Raw genomic sequence first — 23,101 nt, forward strand, 5'->3', positions numbered from 1 at the left:
TATTTATAAGGTCTGCACTTTTCCTTAGACTTAAGTGAAGCATCATACCAATTTTAAACTCACTTTTCATTATATTATCAATGATCTTGCCAAGGACAGGGCTTTATTTAGAACCATTTACAGCCCACTCCCGGTCAATCCATGCCCTATCATCGACTAATGAGCTTAGGCTTAAATCCTATAAATTTTATAAAACTTTCATGTTATTCATATCTATATATGAATGATGCTTGATGTACAAGCAGATGCTTTAAATGGACGCAGTTCGGATAGATGTCAAAAATATCATGTCGTGATGTATGGATTATCTTGGCTGGTTATCTGGCTGCGATCCATGTCGGCAAACTTTCGGCCGTGATTCCTGTGTTGCAGCAGGATTTAAACCTGAGTTTTACTCAGGCTGGTTTTTCATTAGGGTTGGTGCAGGCTGCCGGAATGCTGTTTGCGCTATGCATTGGCGCCTTCTCGGAAAAAATGGGATTAAAGCGCTGCCTGATCATGGCCTTAATCATTTTAGGGCTGAGCAGTCTTGCCGGGCTTTGGATTACGCAGCCTGCCACTTTATATGTATTGCGTTTTATGGAAGGAATCGGATTTTTAACCATCTCTTTATGTGCGCCAGCCATTTTAAAACGTACCAGCCGCGCTGAAACACTGAATTTCAAGATGGGACTCTGGAGTTCCTATATGGGCATCGGTGTCAGTCTGGCAGTATTAATGATTCCTCTCCTGCTTGAATATCTGGACTGGCAAACGATCTGGGCCATTTTGGGCTGCCTGTGCCTGGTTATTGCTGGCATGATCAAACAATATTTAAATATTGAACCTGTCCTGGTAACACAGCTAGATTCTTTCCAGGCAGCTACGGAAAACACCTCATTCTGGCAGATTGTTAAAATTACCCTGACCCACCCACCGATTATCTGTCTGGCGATTATTTTTGCCTGTTATAGCAGTCAATGGATCACTGTCACGGGCTTCCTGCCTACGCTGTATGTCGAACAGGGGCTAGACTTAAAACGCGCAGGGATGCTGGCTTCAATGGTCGTGCTGGCCAACCTAGGCGGTACTTTTGGCGCAGGCATGTTGCTGCAACAGGGTTATAGACCGCACACCTTATTGAGTACCGGATTTGTGGCAATGCTCTGCAGCAGTTGCTTGGTATTTGCTGCAAATTCCTGGCTCTCATTTGAATTGCAGGTTGTCAGTGCCGTGCTGTTTTCACTGATTGGCGGGATGATCCCAACCACTGTTTTTGCGATTACCCTGCACTATGCACCACGTGCCTATGCAGCAGCGGCCAGTGTGGGTCTGGTTTTACAAATTTCAGCCTGCGCACAGTTTTTTATACCGACCCTGAGCGCCGCGCTGATATCTGCCACCCAATACTGGGCCAATCTTGCCATTATCACTGTCTGCCTTTCGATGCTGGGTATGGTAATGACGGCATATTTATTTAAGCGCTATCCCCAATGAAAAAATAAAAAAGAGCCTGCAAGCAGACTCTTTTTTCACCTGATTTTGCCTTTAAACCTGATTGGCCTGACCCGCTTCCAGCACAGCAAATAAATCGTCTGCAATCGAGGTGCCAAACTGCGCATCAATTTCACGAATACAGGTTGGACTGGTTACATTAATTTCAGTGACATAATTTCCGATCACATCCAGCCCCACAAAGATCAGACCTTTTTCTCTGAGATACGGCCCTACTTTTGCTGCAATGGCTTTGTCATTTTCAGTCAGGGGGCGTGCCTCACCTAGGCCACCCGCGGCCAGATTACCACGCACTTCACCATTTTGTGGAATACGGGCCAGACAATACGGCACTGGCTCACCATTAATCATCAGGATGCGTTTATCGCCTTCGACAATTTCCGGAATATAACGCTGCGCCATAATCGGCTGGGTACCATTATTGGTCAGCATTTCAATGGTTGAACCGATGTTGATGCCATCCTGATACAGGCGGAAAATCCCGGTGCCGCCCATACCATCTAGCGGTTTTACAATCACATCGACCTGTTCTTTGAGAAATTCACGGATCAGGCTTTGCTGCGAAGTCACCAAGGTCGGAACTTGCAGATGCGGGAACTGGGTCGCGAACAGTTTTTCATTACAGTCACGCAGGCTTTGCGGTTTGTTGATGATCCATGCCCCTTCGCGCTCTGCCTGCTCCAGAATATAAGTGGTATAGACGAAGTTCATATCAAAAGGCGGATCTTTACGCATCAAGACAACGTCATAAGCAGCGATCGACTCTTTTTGTTTTTCGCCAAGTTCATAATAATAGTCGTAGTCTTCAAATACCTGTAACGGCGCGATCAGACCAAAGGCCTTGCCCTGATCGATATATAAATCTTCCTGCAATGCATAACCGAGTTCATGCCCGCGACGTGCTGCTGCCCACAGCATGGCCATGGTCGAGTCTTTTTTCAGGTTTACATTTTCAATGGGATCCATCACAACAAGTACGCGCATGTGTCTCTGCTCTTTTTCAAAAAATGACTTGGCAAGGAGTATAGCTTGTGTGGATTCTTTTGTTTATGGTGATTTTGCATGACTTATTTTGTATAGGTTTTTAGATAGATGCTCAGGCAATTTGAGCTCAAGGGAGGTATGCCATGCAACAGGCCATTATCGGTTTTCACCTGGATGAGGAACAGCATTGGGTTGCAGAACTGGCCTGCGGACATGGCCAGCATGTGCGGCATACCCCGCCCTGGCAAAATCGCCCATGGGTGATGACCGAGCAAGGACGTAAAGAAAAACTCGGGATGCTGCTAGACTGTAAAAAATGCGAAAAGTGCGAAACTGCAACCTGAACCTATGAAAAAAGTAGTATGTAGGTGACCTAAAAAATAATCTTGTCCAGAATTTGCTAATTTGAGTTTATGCTTTTATTGCTCAAACATGCAGCGCATTTTTTCAGGGTGTACTTTTGCTCATACGGCTCGTCAAACAGATCTGGTTGGTGATGCTTGTGGTTTTTGCCATAGGCTGGAGCAGTGTGTCTGTCGCATCTGCAAACACCATGCATCTGGTTATGCCGTCTGAAAAAACGAATCCTCATTGTCTGGAAATGACAAAACCCTCTGCTTCTCACTCGCTGCATAAGACTGATCATCATCAAGATCAGGAACTGATTCAGCCGGACTGTGTCAGTGACAGCACCCAGCAGTCATCAGATTGTCTGGATTGTGGCACTATGGCCTGCCAGAACTTGGTCACCAGCCTGCCCATTACAACGCCCGAGTTAAGCGTGCCTGATCACGGTTATCCGGAAAAAACCCTCCTCCCTGCTTACCATGCCCAGCACCTTGCCGGTTACTGGCAAGAAATCCTGCGCCCACCCAAAGCTTGATCCTGAATTTTTAAATTTTTTTATTCATTAAGGATTAAGTTATGTTGCTTAAAATCAGTCAAAGCCTGTGTCTGGGCTTCGGTCTCATCTCGTCGTCTGCCTTGTTTGCAGCCGTAAAAGAATATCATCTGGTCATTGATGAAAGCCCGATCAATCTCACCGGAAAGACGGTCAAGCGTATCACTGTAAACGGAAAATTCCCTGCACCCTTACTGGAATTTGAAGAAGGTGATGATGCAGTCATTCATGTACAAAACAACCTGAACAATCAGGATACCTCGCTGCACTGGCATGGCCTCCTCCTGCCTGGGCTGATGGATGGTGTGCCCGGATTTAACGGTTTTCAGGGGATCAAACCGAAGCAGTCTTTTACTTATCGCTTCAAGGTTCGTCAAAACGGCACCTACTGGTATCACGCACATTCCAAAGGTCAGGAACAGGACGGCCTCTATGGCGCATTGGTGATTCGCCCCAAAGCACAGACATTACTACCTCCACATGAACAAACCGAGCGGGATTATGTGGTGATGCTGTCAGATTTTCACGAACAAAGCGGCCAGCAGATTCAGAACAATTTAAAAAAATCGGCCGAATATTATCAGAACCAGCGTGAAACCTTGGGCGATGTACTCCAGCAGGTGAAACGTGATGGCCTGAAGGCCACCTGGTCAGACCGCAAGATGTGGAACCAGATGCGTATGCTGAAAACCGACCTATCTGATGTTACCGGTTATACCTTTCTGGTCAATGGAAAAACGCCGCAACAAAACTGGAGTGGCCAGTTCCAGCCCAATGAAAAAGTCCGCCTGCGTTTCATCAATGCTTCTGCCATGTCGTTTTTCGATGTGCGTATTCCCCAGCTGAAAATGACCGTGGTCAGTGCCGATGGACAACCGGTGCAGCCGGTCAATGTAGATGAATTCCGTATCGGAACCGCTGAAACCTATGATGTGATTGTGGAACCCACTGCAGCGCATTACCAGATTGAAGCGGAATCGATCGACCGCTCAGGCTTTGCCATTGGCAGTCTGCATCAGGCAACTGATTCAAGTAAAGCCCTGGCTCCGGTTCAATTACCAACACCGCGCCCTCGTGCCTTATTGACCATGGAAGATATGGGACATGGCGAACAACATGACATGTCACATGACACACACAGCAGTCAGACCATGCAGACTGCCACAAGTGAACATGATCAACATGCCCAGCACGACATGCATGCAAGTCATAATGCCATGTCCGGAACCAATCAGCCTCATCAGCCGGTTGAGGGCTGGGCCAATATGTCTACGCCTGCAGGGCACAAAGCCTTGCAATATCAAGACCTCAAAGCCCTGACACCACAACCTGATACCCGCGCAGCAGAACGTGAACTGGTGATTCGTCTGGGTGGAACCATGGAGCGCTACATCTGGACCATGAATGGTAAAAAATTCAGTGATGCCGAGCCACTTCAAGTGAAATATGGCGAGCGGATCCGGCTGAAATTTATCAATGACAGCATGATGGCCCATCCGATGCATTTGCATGGCATGTTTATGCAGCTGGAAAATGGTCAGTCTGCTGCAAATATGCCAAATAAACACACCGTGATTGTGCCGCCCGGGAAAACGGTCACGACCTTGCTCACAGCAGACGAACTGGGAGAATGGGCGATTCACTGCCATCTGCTCTATCACATGAGTGCCGGCATGATGAACAAGCTGATTGTGGCACATGTAGATGAAGATCAAACATCTCACCCTTCTTCACAAAAAATGCCTTCAAAACCAGCAGCTGCTCAAGGAGAAAGCCATGCACATCACTAATCTTTTTGTAAAGTCAGTGCTCAGCAGTGCGCTTACCCTAAGCAGTCTGAGTATTTTTGCGGCAGCTTCTAGCGATCATACAAGCCATGCTGAACATCAGCATCATAGCGGACATCATGCCATGCAAAACATGGCTGATAACCACGCACAGCATACTGGAACAGCAGATGCCTCATCCTATCAACCGCCACCAAAGTTATTGCATCAACAGCAGGTGCTGAGCACGCCACAAAATTCAGTCAGTTCTGCCAGCGAACATGATCATCGTAAAGAACATGGTGCACAGATTTATAGCCAGATTATTCTGGACCAGAAATGGCAGCATAGTTCAGAGAGAAATGGAGCATTCAAGTCCAAGAACCAGGCCAGAGTCGGCACGGATGAAAATAAAATCTTCCTCAAGTTAGAAGCCGACAAACATGAATCCCATCAGGCCGAATATGATGCCAAAGTGTTGTATAGCCGCAATATTTCCGATTTTTGGGATGTGCAGACCGGGGTGCGCTATCGACAGGAAAATTTAGCCGAGCCTTCTACAAACCAGCAGAACGAGCGCTTCGATGCAGTATTTGGCCTGCATGGCCTGGCCCCCTACTTTTTCGAAACGGATGCTCATGTCTATGTCGGTGAAGATGACTTTGTCGGATTAAAACTGGAAACAGAGCGTGACCTGTTACTGACTCAGAAACTGATTATGCAGCCCTTTGTCGAACTGGATGTCATCCTGAATGATCAGGCAGCGAATGCGAAAAAAACCGGCCTTAGTCATGCCACCTTGGGCCTGGAAACACGCTATGAACTGAGCAAAAAGCTCATGCCTTATCTGGAAGTGGGTTATGAATATAGTAAAGGCAACAAACAGACAGCCTGGCAGCAAAGCTCTGATTCTGAAAAAGGCTGGATCTATGGTGCAGGTCTAAGAATGATGTTCTAAATTTTTGATACAGAAAATTATGCAGCTACGGGATATGAAGCTCCATTTATGCCCCGTAGCGCTATGGCACTATACATTTGGCTGAGAAAGATTTTTTAAGCCTATGAACTGTACATGCGATGTTTTTCTGCACTTTCCCGCTCATTAAGAGACTTGTTATTTTGCGAAAAACTAGTCTTCATCGCCTTGATTTCCACTGTTACTTTTAGCAACCAAAGTGCCTAACATAATGATAAAGGTACTCACACCGCCAATTAACAGGCTCAGCAGCCCCATTTCCAGCATAAAATTACTATCATCAGTCTCAGGGGCACCCCATAGAAATTGAAGACGATCGCCAAAAATAAAATTGATCGCACATACAAGCAGAAATCCAATCAAGGTGGCAATCAGTAAAGTAACCACCAAGTTCTTCCACATTTTACATCCGACAAACAGGATGATCATGGCCAGTCCAACCATGGTGATGATGGATATAAGTAACACACTGTTCCAGTAATCCATGAGACTCACTCGTATTTGGTTTTAAATTAAAATTAAGAAATTCTTATAGTTAATTTTTCCAATTGAATTTTAATATAGGTGGATTTTTATACATGAGCAATGACGATAACTATCTTAAAGCTACAAATGTTAATTTACCCAAAGTTATAAAATACACTGACTTAGTAAAATCTTGCTAAGTACTGAACGATTCTGATTAACATAAAGTAACGTAAACACAACGTGTATTTATTGTTTAACTTGGTTAAAGCTTAAATACAACCGATAAAGCTCAAGCAAATCAGCTTGAAATTCTTTAAAAAAGAAGAATTGAGCCACTTTTATAAGAAAAATAAATAATAAATATAAAAAACTTGAATATTTCCTGATTTAGGCTATGCTGTGTTTAACTAGAAAAAAGCGTTGTTTAGTTAAGCTTCTTTAAGTGCCGCAGTATTATTTATAATCCTCAGTTTTTTCAGATCTTTATTTCAATTCTTGTTGTTTTTCCAAGTTATCCATAGTCATTTGCATGACTAAAATTATTAAAATTTAACAGGTTATATTATGTCTACTACAGTTACCGGTACAGTAAAATGGTTTAACGAAACTAAAGGTTTTGGTTTTATTCAACAAGAATCAGGTCCTGACGTTTTTGCACACTTTAAAGAAATCAGCAGTTCTGGTTTCAAAACTTTGTTTGAAGGTCAGCGCGTTTCTTTTAGCGTGGTTGATGGTCAAAAAGGTCCAAATGCGATCAATATCGTTGCGCTATAATTTAGCACAGCAATAAGAAAAAGCACCTTCAGGTGCTTTTTTTAGCTCTGAAGATTCATAATTTTGGTGAAAGGTTTTCTACTCCTCTATTTAGCTCATTAACAGTGAATTTTTAAGAATCATGTTCTGAATCATTGCTGTTGTAAGCGTTGCTCTATAAAGAAATAGAAATGAAAAACCCCTGGCATCTGCCAGGGGTTTTCCGTATGGGTTCGCTTAGTATAACTCCTGTCGTACCTTACTTTCCTTGTATTTATCTATTGTTATTCTTGTGCGGAACGTCCTGTTCCTGTTAAAGCTATCATAGGAAATTTCCACCATTCAAAACAGCTGCAAAGTGCTGGAATTAATGTAAGCCAATGCTTACAAGAATAGACAGAGATAATAAATTTCAAATGCTTAGAAAATCGAGTATCTATAAAAAAAGGAAGCACAAGCTTCCTTTTCTATGCCAATCTAGGCTTAGATTCCGTATTTAACACGGTAATCTTCCATTTTCGCCAAAGCTTCTAGGTCACCTTTCGCTTCTAGGTAGTCCATTAAATCTTTCATAGTAATTAAGGCATGTACAGGAATCTCAAGCTCTTGCTGCACTTCCTGAATCGCAGATAAATCACCCTGACCTTTTTCCTGGCGGTCTAGTGCCACTAATACACCTGCAATTTGGGCACCGGCATTTTTCAGGATGGTGACGACTTCACGAATCGCTGTGCCTGCGGTAATCACATCATCAATGATCCAGACTTTTTTACCTTCTACAGAAGCACCGACCAATACGCCACCCTCGCCATGGTCTTTGGCTTCTTTGCGATTAAAACCCCACGGCACACTTACCCCATGATTTTGCGACAGAGCCACAGCAGTTGCTGCCACAAAAGGAATGCCTTTATAGGCAGGGCCAAAAATCACTTCAACATGATCACATTCAGTCAGTTTCGCTGCATAGCCAGAAGCCAGCAGGGTCAAGGCTTCACCATCATTCAACAGACCCGCATTAAAAAAATAGGGACTCACACGCCCCGATTTTAAAGTAAACTCACCAAATTTAAGTACACCGCGTGATAATGCGAGTTCGATAAAAGCTTGCGGGTTAAACTGAGCTGGCGTTGACATGAGGTGCTCCTAAATCCATTAATTAAGGTAAGACTTGCGCATGATACCAAAGAGTAGCTATCCAGGTGATCAAAAAATTCTTCGCGTCGTTTCAATTAATGTCAACGGCTTACGTTCATCTGTCACCAAAGGCCTATTGGAATGGATGGAACAGTCTGATGCCGACGTGATTTGCATGCAGGAAAGCCGGATCACGCATGCGCAGTGGACGGACAAATTCAAGCCTGAAGGCTGGTACACGCACCTGTTTCCTGCCGAGCGTCCGGGTTATGCCGGTACGGCCATTTATAGCCGTCTGCCTTTTGTATCTTTAACTGATGGCCTGGGTTTTGAACTGGCCGATTCACAAGGCCGTTTTATTGCCGCTGAATTTGACTTGGGTTTAGATCAAACTGTACAGATCTGTTCCCTGTATCTGCCTTCGGGTTCATCAGGCGATGAAGCGCAAGCACGTAAAGATCACTTTCTGGAAGAATACGCAAAAATTCTGAAACAGTGGCGCGATGAAAATAAATCGGTGATTGTCTGCGGTGACTATAATATCGTGCATAAACGTATTGATATTAAAAACTGGTCGGGTAACCAGAAAGCCTCGGGTTGCTTGCCGCATGAACGTGCCTGGCTGGATCATATCTACGATGAGCTTGGTTATGTCGATACTTTCCGTGAAGTGCGTAAAGAAGCCGAGCTGTATTCCTGGTGGTCAAACCGTGGTCAGGCGCGTGCCAAGAATGTTGGTTGGCGGATTGATTATCATGCCTGCTCTCCAGACTGGAAAGAGCGAACCGTTAATGCCTGGGTCTATAAAGAACAATGGTTTAGCGATCATGCTCCAGTGATTATCGACTACAAATTATAAAGCCTCACCATTTGATTGAGTGAACAGTTGTTCACTCAATTAAGGCTTATCTCTTACATGACATGACGTATTTTTTGGGTTTATCTCAATGTAATAACATAGCATTATAGCGCTACGGCACAAGGACATGTCAGGACGACAACATAAGGACAGGACGCCGTAGGACGAAAATAAAACAGACTATAGATTTAGCTTGTTTTGCATGGATGTGACATTGGACGTTGGATTGAGACCCGCATGATCAGGATGATTAAATGCGGGTTTTCTATTTCTATCATTCCCAAATTTTTATTTTTCTTATTATTTAGATTGTTCTTTTTCTTGCTGCTCATGTTAAAGCTGCTTGATGTCATTTTGATGACATGACTTTTCTGGTATTTAAAATTTTTTCTTTTTTTTCATTTGCTTTTGCATGGTTTGCTGCTGCCAATTTGGTTAAGCTAGTTCATGATTTAAATTTTTTAGATGGCAGCTATGTTAAAAATTTACGGAATTAAAAATTGTAGTTCGATGAAAAAAGCCTTTGATCTGCTGACGGAGCAAGGTCTGAGTTATGAATTTCATGATTATAAAAAACAGGGCATCGATGCTGAAACCGTCAAAACCTGGCTGGATGCCTTGGGTCAGGACGTGGTTCTGAACAAGAAAGGCACTATCTGGCGTAAACTCAGTGAAGAAGAGCAACAGGCCACCCTGTCAAGTGAAAATGCCTTAATTAATGCATTAACCACCCATACCAGTTTAATCAAACGTCCAATACTGGCAACCTCTACAGGATTTATTGCCGGTTTTAATGAAACGGTTTATCGTAGCTTAGCCCACTAATATCTTGTATTGAATAACACTCATAAAAAAGCCTGACATCGATCAGGCTTTTGTATATCTGCTTAAAATAAATTAGTTGGCACGAATCCAAGTCTGGTTACGACCCAATGCCGCTACACCGATGAAACCACGTAGCTCAAGTTTCTTGCCACCGTCTGCCAACTGGCCTTTCAACTTATAGGTTTTACCGGATTGTGGATCAAGGATCGAACCGCTGTCATAGCTAGTCCCGCCAGCATTTTTTAGACCTTTAACAATGGTCAGGCCTTTCAGAGATTTGTTGTGATATGGACCTTCACATTTCTTGCAGGCATTTTCTTCACCTGGAGTTAACACAGACTGAATACTGGCTGACAAAGTGCCGTTCTTTTGTTCAGTGAATTTAACCATGGCCTTAGGCTGCTTGGTTTTATCATCAATGGTTTTCCATACCGTGCCATTTAAAGGATCCGCGGCATTAGCCAGTGCAGATAAGCCTAGTAGTCCTAACGTAAGCGCTATTTTTTTCATTTTTCTTCATTTCCTTAGTCTGAAAATAGACCCATGTAGTATTAAAAAGTCACAACAATTTTTCAATTTTTAGCTGTGACTATTTAGTGTAACCTTGTAAATATGGTTGGTAAATAATCTACACGATCAATAAAAGCACAAAAAGATGGAAGGAAGATGAAGATAAGCCCGCTAACGAAACAATTAATTACAGAAAGCTTTTTAAAAACGGCCATTCGTGCCCCGAGCAGATTCAGTCTTCCACCGAGTTCAATGCGCATTGCTCTGGAACAGATGTGCAAACTTTTCCCTCAGGATAAAACGGTACAGATTCGCTCGCTCCGACTGGCCGGACTGCACGCGGAAGAAATTAAGCCGCAGCAGGAATCGACCCAGCTGATTTTTCATATTCATGGCGGCGCATTTTACTTAGGTTCTTTAAATACCCATCGCGCCTTTATGACTCAAATTGCGGCTCGAACCCAGATGCAGGTACTGCATATCGATTATCCGCTATCACCTGAATCTGCCTATCCAGAAGCATTAGAAGCCTTGTTTGATGTCTATAATCTGCTGCTGGATCAAGGTGTTCAGGCCAAAGATATTATTCTGTCCGGCGATTCTTGCGGTGCCAATCTGGCCTTGGCGCTGGCACTCAAAATACAGCAGGAAAGTCTGCCACAGGTCAGCGGTCTGATTCTGCTGTCTCCACTGCTAGATTTAACGTTGACCAGTGAATCTTTACGTTATAACCAGAAGCATGATGCCCTGCTGTCTCTGGAAACAGTTCAAACCGGGATTGAATATTATGTACCGCGTTCAATTGATCGGGGTGATCCGGAAGTTTCTCCTTTTTTTGCCGATTTAACCGGTTTGCCACCGATTCATATTCAGGTAGGTTCCAAGGAAATTCTGCTGGATGATGCTAGCCGTTTTAAAGAAAAAGCGGAGCAGGCAGGTGTCGAGGTCGAATTTAAACTGTATACCGGCATGTGGCACAACTTCCAGATGTTCAGCGCCTGGTTCGATGAAGCCAAACAGGCGCTGACCGATCTTGCAGAATTTGCCCATCGTCTGGATCGGGATTAAGCATGATTTAGCATATAAAAAGGGTCAGCCGTAGCTGACCCTTTGAAAAGAGGTTTTAGGTTTTAAATGGCCTGAACCTGCTGCAATGCAGTTTGTAGCGCTTGGGCTTTAACCGCTTCTCCCATGTTCACCCCTTCAGCACGAATCACTTCAATATCATTCACGCCAGTAAAGTTAAATACGGTTTTCAAGAAAGCCTCCTGAAAATCAGCCGGGCTTTGCTCACCATACACACCACCACGGCTGCTGGCGATATACACTTTTTTATTGCCCGCCAGACCCACAGGACCTTGTTCGGTATATTTAAAGGTGCGTCCCGCGACACAGATCCGGTCAATCCAGGCTTTCAGGGTCGATGGCAAACCGAAGTTATACATCGCTGCACCAATCACCACGACATCCGCCTGCAAATATTGTTCTAAAATTTCCTCGCCCAATGCCGTCTGTTCTGCATTCTGGCCCATTAAAATTTCGGCGGTAAGATGGGGAATAGGCTGTGCTGCCAGATCCAGATATTCAACCTCAATGGCCTCAGCATATTTTTGCTGCAATTGTTCCACCACGGCCTGAGTTAACTGACGCGAAATAGAAGCATCTCCTAAAATACTGGAATCAATCTGTAAAACTTTCATGGCTTCGCTCTTTATCTTTGGTTGTTTCTAACAATGCAGCCATTTTAACGATTGACCATATTGAAATAATTAGCACAAATAAAACACATCATCCTGAATTTAGAACAAAACTGTATACCTCTTAACCTCTTTAATTTTGATGAGAACCCTTTGGCATAGCCTAGATCACTTACGCTATCGGCAAAGAATGAGCAGATCAGATATCAACTAAATCACAAAAATGTTTTAAATATTGTTGTTTATCAAGCATTCAAACTTATGTTATCTTGTGTAAATAAAGCTATAAATATCCAATAAGTCTTAAAAAATCTGCCATAACAATTAAAGTCAGACCGGGACCATGAAGCGAATATCGCCTGTATTAGAAAAAGTGCTAAGACACAGAATCAAGAAATATCTGGTCGAAGATGAAGTCGTGATGAACTGGCGTATCCTGAAGAAATGCATCCTGATGCTGACTTTGGGATGCGGTGTACATCTGACCTGGCTCGGCTGGGATCTCTTTGTTTTATTCAATCCTGAGTATTGGCAATATGTACAGATTGAACGGGTTCATTCACAAGTCGTGCTGAACGGCAGTTTTTTATTGATTTTAGCCTTACTGATTTATCCTTGTTATAAATTTCAGGGCAACCGTCTGGTGGAACGTTATCTACCCTATCTGGCAGTCGGCACCTTTGTGGTTTCGCTATGCCGGGATGCCTATATTGTCGGCGTGATCAGTCCGGTCGCTACCACCGCTTACGTCTGCTTAATTATGGTCGGTCTGGTGCTGTTTCATCGCACGCTGGTGTATAGCATGCTGATTCCTGCCTCCATTTTTCTGGGCGGATGTGCCTATTTAAGTTTCAGTCATCAATTACCTTATTCACCGCTCTTTAATATCGATGACAAGCTTTTCTATAATGGTTTCTGGCTGTTATCGATGCTGTATTTTATTTTGCCAATTCTGGCCGTCTGCATGGTGTTATTCGAGATTCTGCTCAGTCAATGGCGTCATCGCGAGCAGCTGATCAAACAACTGAGCCAGATTGATCCACTCACCAACCTGTTTAACCGCCGTAGCATCAACCAATGTCTGGATAAACTGAATGCTGCAGCCACTCCAAATTACGCCTTGGTCTTACTGGATCTGGATCATTTCAAGAAGATTAATGATCACTATGGCCATCATAAGGGTGATGAAACCTTAGTCGAAGTGAGTGCCGTGCTGAATCAGCAATTGCGCGAAAGTGATATAGTCGGCCGTTTTGGCGGGGAAGAATTTATTTTGGTGCTTAAAAATACCAGTCTGGAAAAAGCCGAACAAGTGGCTGAACGCTGCCGCATCGCCATTCAGCAATTGCAGATTTTCAGTGATGAGGATGAGCTGATTCCGGTGACCGCCAGTTTCGGGATTGCCATTTCTAGCGCGGAATTACGCCCACAACAATTATTGAGTCAGGCCGATCAGGCGCTTTATCAGGCCAAAGCCGGTGGGCGTAATCTGGTCAAAGCTTATGCTGAACCGGTGCCAGTACAGATGCAGGTTTCTTAAACGGGTTCAGCTTTTTTTAAGAACTAAATTATGGATTTTCACTTTGAGCCAACGCTTGCAGCTGTGCCAGCAATTCTGCCTCGCTAAAAGCACCGGTTAAACGTAAACCCCTAATTTCCTGCTGCTGCGCATTCAAGAATAAATACGTCGGCGGCCCGAGAATTTCCCATTGGTTTAACAGCGCTTGATGAGAGACATTATATTGGCTTAAATCCAGCTTGATCAGGAAATATGGCGCAAGCGCCTGCTGTACCGCTGCAGATTTTAAAATACGATGTTCGATCGGCTGACAGGCAACACACCAGTCGGCGTAGACATCAATAATAATCTTTTGCCCTTGTGGTGCCCTGTCCAAAATCTGCTGAAATTCTGCTGCACTACGTGCTAAATGCCAGTTGGCTTCTGTGCTCGCCTGCTCCACAAAAAAACGCTGACTGTGCTGATATTGACTATAAGCAATATAAGGCACGGCCAGTACTAGACACAGGATATATAGCCATCTCAAACCGGTACGATGCCAGAAAATCCGGAACAGCACATAAGCCACGAAGGTCATACCCAAAGCTAAGGATAACCATTGTAAAGCCGCTTCTGAAATGAGTGGGCGAATAAAATACAGCGCCAGTGCCAGCATGATAAAGGCAAAGAGCACTTTGATCTGATTCATCCAGTGCCCAGCTTTAGGCAGAATCCGTGCCCCCAGAATACTGGCCAGCAATAAAGGCGTGCCCATCCCAAAACCCAGAGTAAACAGCAACAGAGCCCCCTGCCACTGACTTTGTGTCTGGGAAATAAACAACAATGCACCTGCCAGTGGTGCGGTCATGCATGGTCCTACCAGAAGCGCCGAAATCATGCCCATAACGCCCGCACTGACCAGACTACCTCCCTGCTGCATGGCCTGTGCCCGATCCAGACGATGAACCAGACGTTGCGGCAGTTTGATTTCAAACAGGCCAAACAGATTCAGGGCAAACAGGACAAATAGCACACTAAAAGCAATTAAAGTCCCAGGTTGCTGCAACCAGCGCTGAAAATTCAGGCCGGCCGAAGATGCAATTAGGCCAAGTACTGCATAGACAGCGGCCATACTGCTGACAAAAGTCAGTGCAATCATCCAGGCTTTCAGGCCTTTACTGTCACGTACAATCAGTGAGGTCAGAATCGGCAGCATCGGCAAGGAACACGGCGTAAACGCCAGTAAAATTCCCAGGCCGAAAAACAGCAAAAGCCCATAGCCCAAAGAGCGTTCAAGCAGTTGGGCTGACCATTTCTGGTCTTGTGCTGCATAGGGTTCGGTTTGTGTGTTGGCTGATGCAGAGATTTCATCTGCTGTAGATTCTGAAGAATCTGCTGTATTAAACAGGGTATTGTGTTGCAGTGATGAAGTATTCAGATCAAGTAAACGCTTTGTTCCTGATCCGGCAGCTTCAAATTGCACCAGACCGGACAAATCGGTCTTGAACTGAATGGTTTGTGGCGGATAACAGATCCGGTCTTTGGCACAACCCTGCCAGCTAACCTGATAGGATCGCCCCGCCTGAGTCGGGATCTGAAACTTTAACTGCTGATAATAAACCTGGGTATGCCCATAGTTGTCATCATATAAATCTTCAGCGGGTGGCAACTCAAACGTCACCGGCTGGTTGCCCTGCCGGACTTCAATTTTATGCTGATACAGATAATAGTTGTCCGGAATCTGCCAGCTCAGTTCAGCCTGCTGCTGACTGGTGGAGATCACGCTCACAGGAAAAGCCTGATCGGCAGACAACAATGCAGTTTCCGCTTGAGCAGGACTGCTGAACAAGGTGCTTCCCAAAATAACCGGGGCAAGTATTTTCCCCCAGGTCGGGAACTGCGAGTATTTCATCATCTGTGAGTTGAATAACTTAGAACAGTACAGAGAAACCTAGGCCTGAGAAGTAGCTTCGATCTGCACCATCCAGATCTACACCGACATTCGCATCTAACTGGACACGATCGTTTAAAGCATACATGACCCCGGTACCGAGTGCGTATTGATTATCGACACTTTCCGCTTTACGGTAAATCAGTTCAGAATAACCTGACCAGCGATCAGTAATGCGGTAGCCTAGAGAAGGAATCGCAGACACTGCCCAGTTGCTGTCCTGCCATTCATAACGCATGGTCAATGCGGTACTGACCAAGTCATTATATTGATACGACACGACAGAACCCAAGCTGTAAATATCTTCTTCATTAGTGAAACCGGCATTGCCTGTTGCAATGATGGCTTCGGCCAGCAAAGCCATACTGAGTTTGTCATCATCCAAATCAATGGCCTTTTTCAGACCAATACTAACATCGCCCAGACCATCATCTTCTTCGGTCTGGCCATTGGATTTCACTTGGGTCCAGGTCGGGCCAGCCCAACCTAAACGCAATTCCAGATCATCACTGAGTCCGGTACGTAACAACATATCTGCACTGAGTGTGGTCGCGGTCTGATCGCCCGACTTGCTATAACGCGCTGTAGGCAAGCCTTGCTCCCAAGCGACATTTCCGACTGGAGTAATTCCAGTACTGAGACCCTCACCTGGTCGATCAAATTCAAAATCTGCTGCGAAAAGCTGTGCACTACAACCGGCCAGTGCAATCAAACCCAAGGTTTTTAATGTTGTCATGTTGGAGCTCTTTATTAAAATTTAACTGAGTTCTTTCGTCATTTTTGCGCCATGCTTGCGAAGCAGTTCTAGCGTCTGTTTTTCTTCATCCAAGGCTTCTGACCAGTTGATTTCATCAAAATCACAATCAAAGAATAGATCACTAATTGAAGATAAAATAGTCATGCCATCTTCATCTTTGCTATTTGGATCGACTTTTTCATCCAGTAAACGCTGTACAGCTGGCGCGCATGCGGCACTTGCGGCATCCCAGAGTGGACCATAAATTTCTTCTGCATCCCACAAATGCAGATTCACTTTGGCCTGGATCAGTTCTTCCAGAATCTGTAAATGTACCGCCAAACGTGCCTGTTTCTCCTCTTCTGAAAGTGGTGTTCCGGCTTCATACAGCTCACACACTTCTTCCCACCATTTAAACAGGCCATCTGACCAGACCGAAATCACCGGGCCTTTGTCATGATCAATAAAATTCGGGTTGAGTCCATCTGCCAGCAGCTGTTTGACCTGGTCCAGATTTAATTCTTCGAGTGCTTGCACAAAAAGTTGTTGTTGCGCAGTTAACATGATGGAGCTCACTTTGATTCGTTTTCGACTATTATGCCGAATAAAGCAGGATTTGTTGTGCTTCTCATAACTATATTTTTGTTTAATACGAAAAAAGCCCCGCAGGGCTTTTTCAAATCGGTTCGGCTTAGTCTTCGATATCCGCAGTATCTGTGTCTGCTAGTTCGAGAGCACCAGGACGAACATTGTCTTTTTTCTCGATCACATGTTCCAGACTACGTTTTAGTCGGTCAATTGCACCATGGATCGCAGTATCGACATTATGGCCACGATGATTGACTACGACAGGTTTCAAGCCTGCAGGACGCGCTTCAATCATACAACGAATATCGTCATCGCCGCCTTTGGCGCCATTTTCATCACTAAGATGGACTGAAAAATGGGTAATACGTTCGCTGTGGCGCTGGAATTCTTGATTTAATTCTTCCCGTACATAAGTAATTAAACGATCACTATTCTGAATGTGGTTATCGGTACGAAGTTCAATATTCATATATTACCATCCTCAATCTTTGTAACTTTTGAGTGCAAAATTTTTTATCTTGGCACGTTTGTAGCTTGCTGTTTCGCATCGCATTTCACTTCTTCAAATGATTGGAATCACACCCTCCATTTTGAATGATGAACACATTTTTGAGTCTGCAGAATCGTGTCCTTATATCTTGAATATCGGCTGTATCTGGGAAATATGCAAGTGATATTTTGGTTTTTTAGCAAAAGAATAATCCATTGTGACAACTGCTTACTCAGCTCAAAAATACAGGATTTTTCAAACAGCAATTGCGCAACTCTTCACACAATTTAGTTTGAAATGTTTTTTAAGCCAGACCGATAAATCGCTTAAATAACATTCGACCAAGAAACCTAAAAAAAAGAAATTAAAAGTATTTTTTTATGAAAATTAGCTCACTTTTATCTAATAGTTTTTCTTATAAGATCAGCGCCTAGTCAGCCTTACAGTTCTGAAGAGATAATATGCTTTATCATTATTTAGTTGCTTTTGCAGAACCGGGAAAAATACTCTTTCGTCATTCGAAAATAATAAACTGCAAAAATGATTTTCAATTGAAATATAAGACCGATCACTCTTATTTTACGACGCTGAGAAAGGCTTATAAAACGACCGTCATTTGAGATTTTAGAACTAACCTCATTACACAAACAGAACAAAGCTATTCAGCCTCAGGCTCAAATTAATTACTAAACAATCTGTATATTCCCCCTATTTTTACTGGTTTTCTAAACTCATCATCCTGAATTGAAGTGATTTTATATTTCTAGTTATACATTCAGTCTTTTAAGACGCTACATATTCAACTTCATTTAAAAAATAATAATTTAGAGAAATATCAGCAAAAGGCAATGAAAACTGAGGAAGATGATCGTCTTCATTCAACTCATGGGGGCTGAAATATATTTAAGTCAGCGATCACTTTTAACTTTATTTTTACTTATTAATCTGTATGCTTATTCTGCTTTCTCGGGGGGATAGATTTAAATGAAATTTACACAACTTGCGGCACTTTGTGCATTGGCTTCAACTGCAGCATTTGCTCAAGCAAAACCAGTTTGGCAGGACTTTAGCGTTACAGGTCTTTATGGTGAAAACTATGAAGTTGTAGACGATCAGCAAACTACTTTAACTGTTGAATATGCTGCAAAAGTTAAATATGCAGATGTATTCTTCTTTATGGATCGTCTGCGCGGTGGCGATGATGTTAAAAGTACGTACTTTGAGTTATCACCACGTTTAAGCTTAAGCGAAGTTACAGGCCAAAAACTTGCCTTTGGTCCAGTGAAAGATGTGCTTATTTCAACAACGTGGGAAGGTTCAGATAATGCTGATAACTTCCTATATGGCGTGGGCTTTGACCTTGATATCCCATACTTTCAATATGCAAGCTTAAATCTTTATCGTGCAAACAATGAAAAAGTGTTTGGCAATAAAGACGATTATCAAATGACGCTTACCTATGGTGTGCCATTTAAACTGGGTGCTGAAGATTTTCTTGTAGATGGCTTCCTTGATTGGTCAACTGCTGAAAAAGACGCTCAAGCAAGCGAGTTAAACTGGACTACACAGTGGAAATGGAATGCGGGCAAACACATTTCTCCAGATACCCGTTTATACCTCGGTGTTGAACATTCAGTGTGGAACAATAAGTTTGGTCTTAAAAATCAAGATGAAAACAATGTCAGCGCACTTGTGAAATATCATTTCTAATTGATGTATGATCGAAAGCAGAACTCCGGTTCTGCTTTTTTTAAACTGTGATTTCAGCTCACCTCTACTAGAACAAGAATATGCCTGATTTTGATATTCGACCTGCGACCGAACATGATCTTGAAACCATCCTCAAGATTTATAATCAGGAAGTACTCTATGGTACTGCGACCTGGAACAGAACAGCCTTTGATTTGAACTATTTCAAAATCTGGTTTAAGCAGCTTAAAAATCAGAATTTCCCGGTTTTTGTGGTTGAAGATACTCAAAATCAAGTCATTGCTGGCTATGCCTGTTATGATCAGTTTCGTAGTATTCAGGGCTTTCAACAGACGGTAGAACATTCCATCTTTTTAAATCCAGATTATGCAGGGCAAGGTTTGGGTTCTAAATTATTACAGTATTTAATTGAACAGGCTCAAGTACAGAAATTGCATATCATGGTCGCAGCGATTGATTCAGAAAACACCTCATCGATTCGTCTGCATGAAAAACTGGGTTTCGTTCAAACTGCCTATATGCCGCAAGTCGGACAGAAGTTTGGGCAATGGCGTGATTTGGTCCTCTTACAACTGAATCTGGATCAAGCTTGATTCATTCTTAGTTTAAAGCTATTCCAGAACTGCTTTCTGGACACTCCTCTTTAGCTTTTTAATACTTGGCCATCACGATATTTGGTTGTTATCCAGTTTAATAAGCACAAGTTCTATTTACTTATACGAGCGGCTATGTTTTATTCAGCTCAAAATCATACTGAATAACACCATGTATAAATCTCTATTGTCTATTGGTCTTTTAAGTTTAAGTATGCTCACTTTTGCTGATTCAGACTTTGAAAAAGAATTGTGTTCAGGCTGTAGCCAAGTGCAAAGCTATGCAAATAATGGCAAGAAATTCTACGACCAAAAACAATATCAAAAGGCCATAGCGCAATTCAAACAACAAGCCGCCTGGTCATCTTTTTGTGCGATGAATGTAGAAGACGGTGGTACAGCTTTTTCTGAGCGTGATATCACCACGGCATTTAATAATGTTGGCTTAAGTTATGCCAAGCTTGGAAAGCCGCAATGGGCACGCGCCTGGTTTTCCGTTTTTCCGAATGCTAAAGCCAGCCAGTTCAATCTAAAACAGTTGCCTGCACCAGAAAAACCGAAGAATCTTGCAGGCAAATATGTCCGCTATGCAGGTTTTGGCCAGTGGAATACGATGGAAGTTAAATGGGCTTCGAATGCCTACCAAATTGAGTTTAATGGACTCTATATGGGTTTGCGCAGTCTGATTTATGGACCAAATATAGGAGAATTTTCAACCCGGATGCCATTGAATAAAGCTCAGACCAATTACAGCGTAGAAGATTGCAAAATTGATTTGAAATTTCAGTTTAACGCTCAAATTGGACAACAGATTGCGGTGAATAGCAGCAATCCGATGTCTTGTGGTTTTGGACATAATGTCTCGGCGGATGGCATGTATTTAAAGGTTGAGTGATTGCTGATTCAGCGATATCTTATTGCCCTATAACAAACATAATATTCAAAATATTACAGGGAAAATATGGCTAAATTTCTAAATACCAGTGCAACTAATTTTTTCTTAGAAGAACTCATTAAAAATGCCAAAGAACGTCTAATTTTAATCAGTCCGTATTTACGTCTCAATGACCGCATCAAAGAATTATTAGAAGACAAAGACCGGCTAAAAATTGATGTTCGCATTGTCTATGGCAAAAGTGATTTGCATCCTGAAGAAATTAAATGGATTCAAAAACTGGACTATGTCCGTTTGAGTTTCTGCAAAAATCTGCATGCAAAATGCTACCTCAATGAATCGGAATGTATTATTTCGAGTTTGAACTTATATGAATTTAGCCAGGTCAATAATAATGAAATGGGCATTTTGATTAGTAAGTATGAAGATGATGACGTCTTTAAAGATGCTTATGAAGAAGCGCAGCGCATAATTCGGATTAGCGAAGAAGTTCGGATTAGCTTAGATGAAGTTCGGATTAGCTTAGATGAAGTTAAAACAGATAAGGTTGAGACTCAAACTGAGCATGAAATAGAACAAGAAAATGTAAAGTTCAAGAAATTAACAACAGCAAAACTTGCTTCCAAAGTTGGACTCAAGACTCCTGATTTGCTCGAACAGCTGGTGAATAAAGGCTATCTTAAACTTGAAAATGATAAGCACTTTTTAACTGATACCGGCAAAGCGATAGGCGGTGAATTTAGAACCGGACAATTTGGCATGTACTTCCTTTGGGATGAAAATACAGAAATCTAATTCCTCCATTATTCAAAAAAGAAAATTCCCCTCTCTCTTTAGGCATAGGTATCTACACATCTATGAGATACCTAATGCCATTGTGGCTATCTCATTGAGTTCATCTATTGAATATTCCGAGAGCAGTTGAAGAGTGTTCAGTAAAATCGAAAGCCCTGCCAATAAGGCAGGTGCACTTTCCAACCTACCTCTTTTCTGCTGCCGACCTGAAAGACGGGTGAGAAATACACGAATTTTCTGATGGTGTTCATCTTCAGAACGCTGGATTCGCCAAGTTAAAACACAAGCCATACAGCTAATCAGTAACCGCCTTAAAATGGCTTCAGGTCTGGTCTGAAGCCATGCTTCAATATCATGACCTGCCTGCTTGAGCAGCTTGAAATAGCATTCAATTGTCCAGCGCCAGTAATACCAGGTCGTCATCTCTACCGTAGTAATCTCTGATGGAACATTGCTGATTAGTGACCATCTTGCGACGGTCTTATCCTGATCATCTTTCACTACGGCAACAATTAATCTGGCTTCAATCGCACTCCCTGGCTGGGGAGCAACCCGTTGGCCTGAATCGTCATTTCTCTTCGGTTTTGCTGCACGTGTTATCCGGATAGCAGTTTCTCCCACATGCAACATATGCCGGTTTCCTTTATAGGCAATCGGCTGGACCTGCTGCGTTTCTACTCGTTCTGCGGCTTCTGCAACTTTGCATGTTTTGCCCTGATGCTCAATTCGATGGCCTTCTTTCGCCCGAATCAGCCATTTAAAACCCTGGCTGCTCATTTCCCTTAGGTGGGCAATGGAGTCACCTTCACGATCAATGATATGAACACATGTTTTCTCAATGGGATATTGTTCAATCACTTTGATTTGTTCGGTAAGTGAATCTAGATGAGATTTGCGCCCAGCAGAGTGTTGACTGAATGTGGAATAGCAGCCTGAGGCATCTGATAGTGTCTGCGCCAGTGGCGCAATAGGTAGTCCCGAGGCTGCATCAACCAGCAGACTGCTTTGCAATTCATAGCCTGAATCATATTGATGGGTTCTTTGCAGGCGCTGAATTTTATGATGGTGTTTCACATACTGTAGCTGAGACCAGTCATGAACAATCAATGCATATTGATGCGGTGATGCCTTGATCTGTTCACATGCAAGATGTTCAATTGGCTGGTTTAACTGACTAAAAGAGATTTTGTCATTATTCAGGAATCGCCAGACCGCTTGTGTGGTTGCGAAACTCGACTTTTGGGCAGAAGCCAGGTCTTTGATTGCCGGAGCAAGTGAAGCAAGAGGGTTCATATTGAGCTTTACAAGGCTGTTATAGCGCTTGACAAGACGCTGATCCAGGCCAGAGATGTTAAATTGAAGAGCATGCTCTTCAATTTAACGCAAAGTTCAGGAATTGTGTAGATACCTATGCCTTCTAGGAGAGGGTTAGGGAGAGGTAAATAAAGATAAACCCTCATCCCCCGCCTTCTCCCATA

General features: G+C 43.2%; 24 protein-coding genes. 14 read left to right on the forward strand and 10 right to left on the reverse strand.

All coding sequences use genetic code 11. The features are described from left to right. The first annotated feature begins 273 nt into the window (after nt 1-273). Nucleotides 274-1,476, forward strand: coding sequence for an MFS transporter (locus F890_RS16030; RefSeq protein ID WP_005267665.1), 1,203 nt, complete (start codon nt 274-276; stop codon nt 1,474-1,476). A 51-nt stretch (nt 1,477-1,527) separates the two neighbouring features. Here the strand turns inward: F890_RS16030 and gshB are convergent, their stop codons facing one another. Beyond that, nucleotides 1,528-2,478 (reverse strand): glutathione synthase, encoded by a 951-nt coding sequence (gene gshB / locus F890_RS16035; protein WP_005267667.1) that lies wholly within the window; start codon nt 2,476-2,478, stop codon nt 1,528-1,530. Between the two features lie 143 nt (nt 2,479-2,621). On the opposite strand from gshB, the gene F890_RS16040 reads away from it, so the two are divergent. The 4 genes from F890_RS16040 to F890_RS16055 all read left to right on the forward strand — a co-directional run bounded on the left by F890_RS16040 (nt 2,622) and on the right by F890_RS16055 (nt 6,103). Continuing rightward, nucleotides 2,622-2,822, forward strand: a complete 201-nt coding sequence (locus tag F890_RS16040; RefSeq protein WP_005245699.1) for a DUF3565 domain-containing protein — start codon at nt 2,622-2,624, stop codon at nt 2,820-2,822. A gap of 116 nt (nt 2,823-2,938) precedes the next feature. Next, nucleotides 2,939-3,361: a hypothetical protein gene (locus tag F890_RS16045; protein ID WP_005267669.1), complete on the forward strand. Its 423-nt coding sequence runs from the start codon at nt 2,939-2,941 to the stop codon at nt 3,359-3,361. Between the two features lie 41 nt (nt 3,362-3,402). Continuing rightward, entirely contained in the window at nt 3,403-5,169 is a 1,767-nt protein-coding gene (locus F890_RS16050) for a copper resistance system multicopper oxidase (protein ID WP_005267671.1), read from the forward strand. Beyond that, nucleotides 5,156-6,103 (forward strand): copper resistance protein B, encoded by a 948-nt coding sequence (locus tag F890_RS16055; RefSeq protein WP_005267673.1) that lies wholly within the window; start codon nt 5,156-5,158, stop codon nt 6,101-6,103. The genes F890_RS16050 and F890_RS16055 overlap by 14 nt, the downstream gene beginning before the upstream one ends. 171 nt (nt 6,104-6,274) lie before the next feature. On the opposite strand, the gene F890_RS16060 is transcribed toward F890_RS16055, so the two are convergent. Next, nucleotides 6,275-6,607 carry a hypothetical protein gene (locus tag F890_RS16060; RefSeq protein ID WP_005267675.1) on the reverse strand — a complete coding sequence of 111 codons (333 nt, stop codon included), beginning with the start codon at nt 6,605-6,607 and terminating at the stop codon, nt 6,275-6,277. 546 nt (nt 6,608-7,153) lie between these two features. Here F890_RS16060 and F890_RS16065 point away from each other — a divergent pair. Further along, nucleotides 7,154-7,363: a cold-shock protein gene (locus tag F890_RS16065; RefSeq protein ID WP_004281299.1), complete on the forward strand. Its 210-nt coding sequence runs from the start codon at nt 7,154-7,156 to the stop codon at nt 7,361-7,363. Between the two features lie 462 nt (nt 7,364-7,825). Here F890_RS16065 and pyrE read toward each other — a convergent pair whose 3' ends face one another. Continuing rightward, entirely contained in the window at nt 7,826-8,476 is a 651-nt protein-coding gene (pyrE, locus tag F890_RS16070; protein WP_005267676.1) for an orotate phosphoribosyltransferase, read from the reverse strand. Nucleotides 8,477-8,516: 40 nt separating this feature from the next. On the opposite strand from pyrE, the gene F890_RS16075 reads away from it, so the two are divergent. Next, nucleotides 8,517-9,335 carry an exodeoxyribonuclease III gene (locus F890_RS16075; RefSeq protein ID WP_004281295.1) on the forward strand — a complete coding sequence of 273 codons (819 nt, stop codon included), beginning with the start codon at nt 8,517-8,519 and terminating at the stop codon, nt 9,333-9,335. Between the two features lie 474 nt (nt 9,336-9,809). Then, on the forward strand, nt 9,810-10,160 hold the full coding sequence (locus tag F890_RS16080) for a Spx/MgsR family RNA polymerase-binding regulatory protein (protein ID WP_005267678.1): 351 nt from the start codon (nt 9,810-9,812) through the stop codon (nt 10,158-10,160). Between the two features lie 72 nt (nt 10,161-10,232). On the opposite strand, the gene F890_RS16085 is transcribed toward F890_RS16080, so the two are convergent. Beyond that, complete coding sequence (locus F890_RS16085; protein ID WP_005105342.1) at nt 10,233-10,670, reverse strand: DUF2147 domain-containing protein; 438 nt, start codon at nt 10,668-10,670, stop codon at nt 10,233-10,235. 156 nt (nt 10,671-10,826) lie between these two features. Here F890_RS16085 and F890_RS16090 point away from each other — a divergent pair, with 156 nt between their 5' ends. After that, nucleotides 10,827-11,738: an alpha/beta hydrolase gene (locus F890_RS16090; protein ID WP_005267679.1), complete on the forward strand. Its 912-nt coding sequence runs from the start codon at nt 10,827-10,829 to the stop codon at nt 11,736-11,738. A 62-nt stretch (nt 11,739-11,800) separates the two neighbouring features. On the opposite strand, the gene F890_RS16095 is transcribed toward F890_RS16090, so the two are convergent. Continuing rightward, the gene (locus tag F890_RS16095) at nt 11,801-12,370 is read right to left on the reverse strand and encodes an FMN-dependent NADH-azoreductase (protein ID WP_005267680.1); all 570 of its coding nucleotides are present in this window, start codon (nt 12,368-12,370) and stop codon (nt 11,801-11,803) included. Nucleotides 12,371-12,710: 340 nt separating this feature from the next. Here F890_RS16095 and F890_RS16100 point away from each other — a divergent pair, with 340 nt between their 5' ends. Continuing rightward, a complete protein-coding gene (locus tag F890_RS16100) occupies nt 12,711-13,907 on the forward strand; it encodes a GGDEF domain-containing protein (protein ID WP_005267681.1) in 1,197 nt (398 codons plus the stop codon). Between the two features lie 28 nt (nt 13,908-13,935). Here F890_RS16100 and dsbD read toward each other — a convergent pair whose 3' ends face one another. The 4 genes from dsbD to F890_RS16120 form a co-directional block, all read right to left on the reverse strand. Next, nucleotides 13,936-15,777 (reverse strand): protein-disulfide reductase DsbD, encoded by a 1,842-nt coding sequence (dsbD, locus tag F890_RS16105; protein ID WP_005267682.1) that lies wholly within the window; start codon nt 15,775-15,777, stop codon nt 13,936-13,938. Between the two features lie 19 nt (nt 15,778-15,796). Continuing rightward, nucleotides 15,797-16,552, reverse strand: a complete 756-nt coding sequence (locus tag F890_RS16110) for a transporter (RefSeq protein WP_004281287.1) — start codon at nt 16,550-16,552, stop codon at nt 15,797-15,799. 21 nt (nt 16,553-16,573) lie between these two features. Next, nucleotides 16,574-17,116: a hypothetical protein gene (locus tag F890_RS16115; RefSeq protein ID WP_004647221.1), complete on the reverse strand. Its 543-nt coding sequence runs from the start codon at nt 17,114-17,116 to the stop codon at nt 16,574-16,576. A gap of 127 nt (nt 17,117-17,243) precedes the next feature. Beyond that, complete coding sequence (locus tag F890_RS16120; RefSeq protein WP_004647220.1) at nt 17,244-17,609, reverse strand: HPF/RaiA family ribosome-associated protein; 366 nt, start codon at nt 17,607-17,609, stop codon at nt 17,244-17,246. A gap of 1,005 nt (nt 17,610-18,614) precedes the next feature. On the opposite strand from F890_RS16120, the gene F890_RS16125 reads away from it, so the two are divergent. The 4 genes from F890_RS16125 to F890_RS16140 all read left to right on the forward strand — a co-directional run bounded on the left by F890_RS16125 (nt 18,615) and on the right by F890_RS16140 (nt 21,623). Next, nucleotides 18,615-19,340, forward strand: coding sequence for an outer membrane protein OmpK (locus tag F890_RS16125; RefSeq protein WP_005105335.1), 726 nt, complete (start codon nt 18,615-18,617; stop codon nt 19,338-19,340). An 80-nt stretch (nt 19,341-19,420) separates the two neighbouring features. Continuing rightward, nucleotides 19,421-19,933, forward strand: a complete 513-nt coding sequence (locus F890_RS16130; protein ID WP_005267684.1) for a GNAT family N-acetyltransferase — start codon at nt 19,421-19,423, stop codon at nt 19,931-19,933. 172 nt (nt 19,934-20,105) lie between these two features. After that, nucleotides 20,106-20,828, forward strand: a complete 723-nt coding sequence (locus tag F890_RS16135; protein WP_005267686.1) for a hypothetical protein — start codon at nt 20,106-20,108, stop codon at nt 20,826-20,828. Between the two features lie 66 nt (nt 20,829-20,894). Continuing rightward, nucleotides 20,895-21,623, forward strand: a complete 729-nt coding sequence (locus tag F890_RS16140; RefSeq protein WP_005267688.1) for a phospholipase D family protein — start codon at nt 20,895-20,897, stop codon at nt 21,621-21,623. 60 nt (nt 21,624-21,683) lie between these two features. Here F890_RS16140 and F890_RS16145 read toward each other — a convergent pair whose 3' ends face one another. Next, the gene (locus F890_RS16145) at nt 21,684-22,916 is read right to left on the reverse strand and encodes a transposase (protein ID WP_004730312.1); all 1,233 of its coding nucleotides are present in this window, start codon (nt 22,914-22,916) and stop codon (nt 21,684-21,686) included. Nucleotides 22,917-23,101: the final 185 nt, after the last annotated feature.

This window comes from Acinetobacter sp. CIP 64.7 (genome assembly GCF_000369745.1).
Lineage (GTDB): Bacteria > Pseudomonadota > Gammaproteobacteria > Pseudomonadales > Moraxellaceae > Acinetobacter > Acinetobacter fasciculus.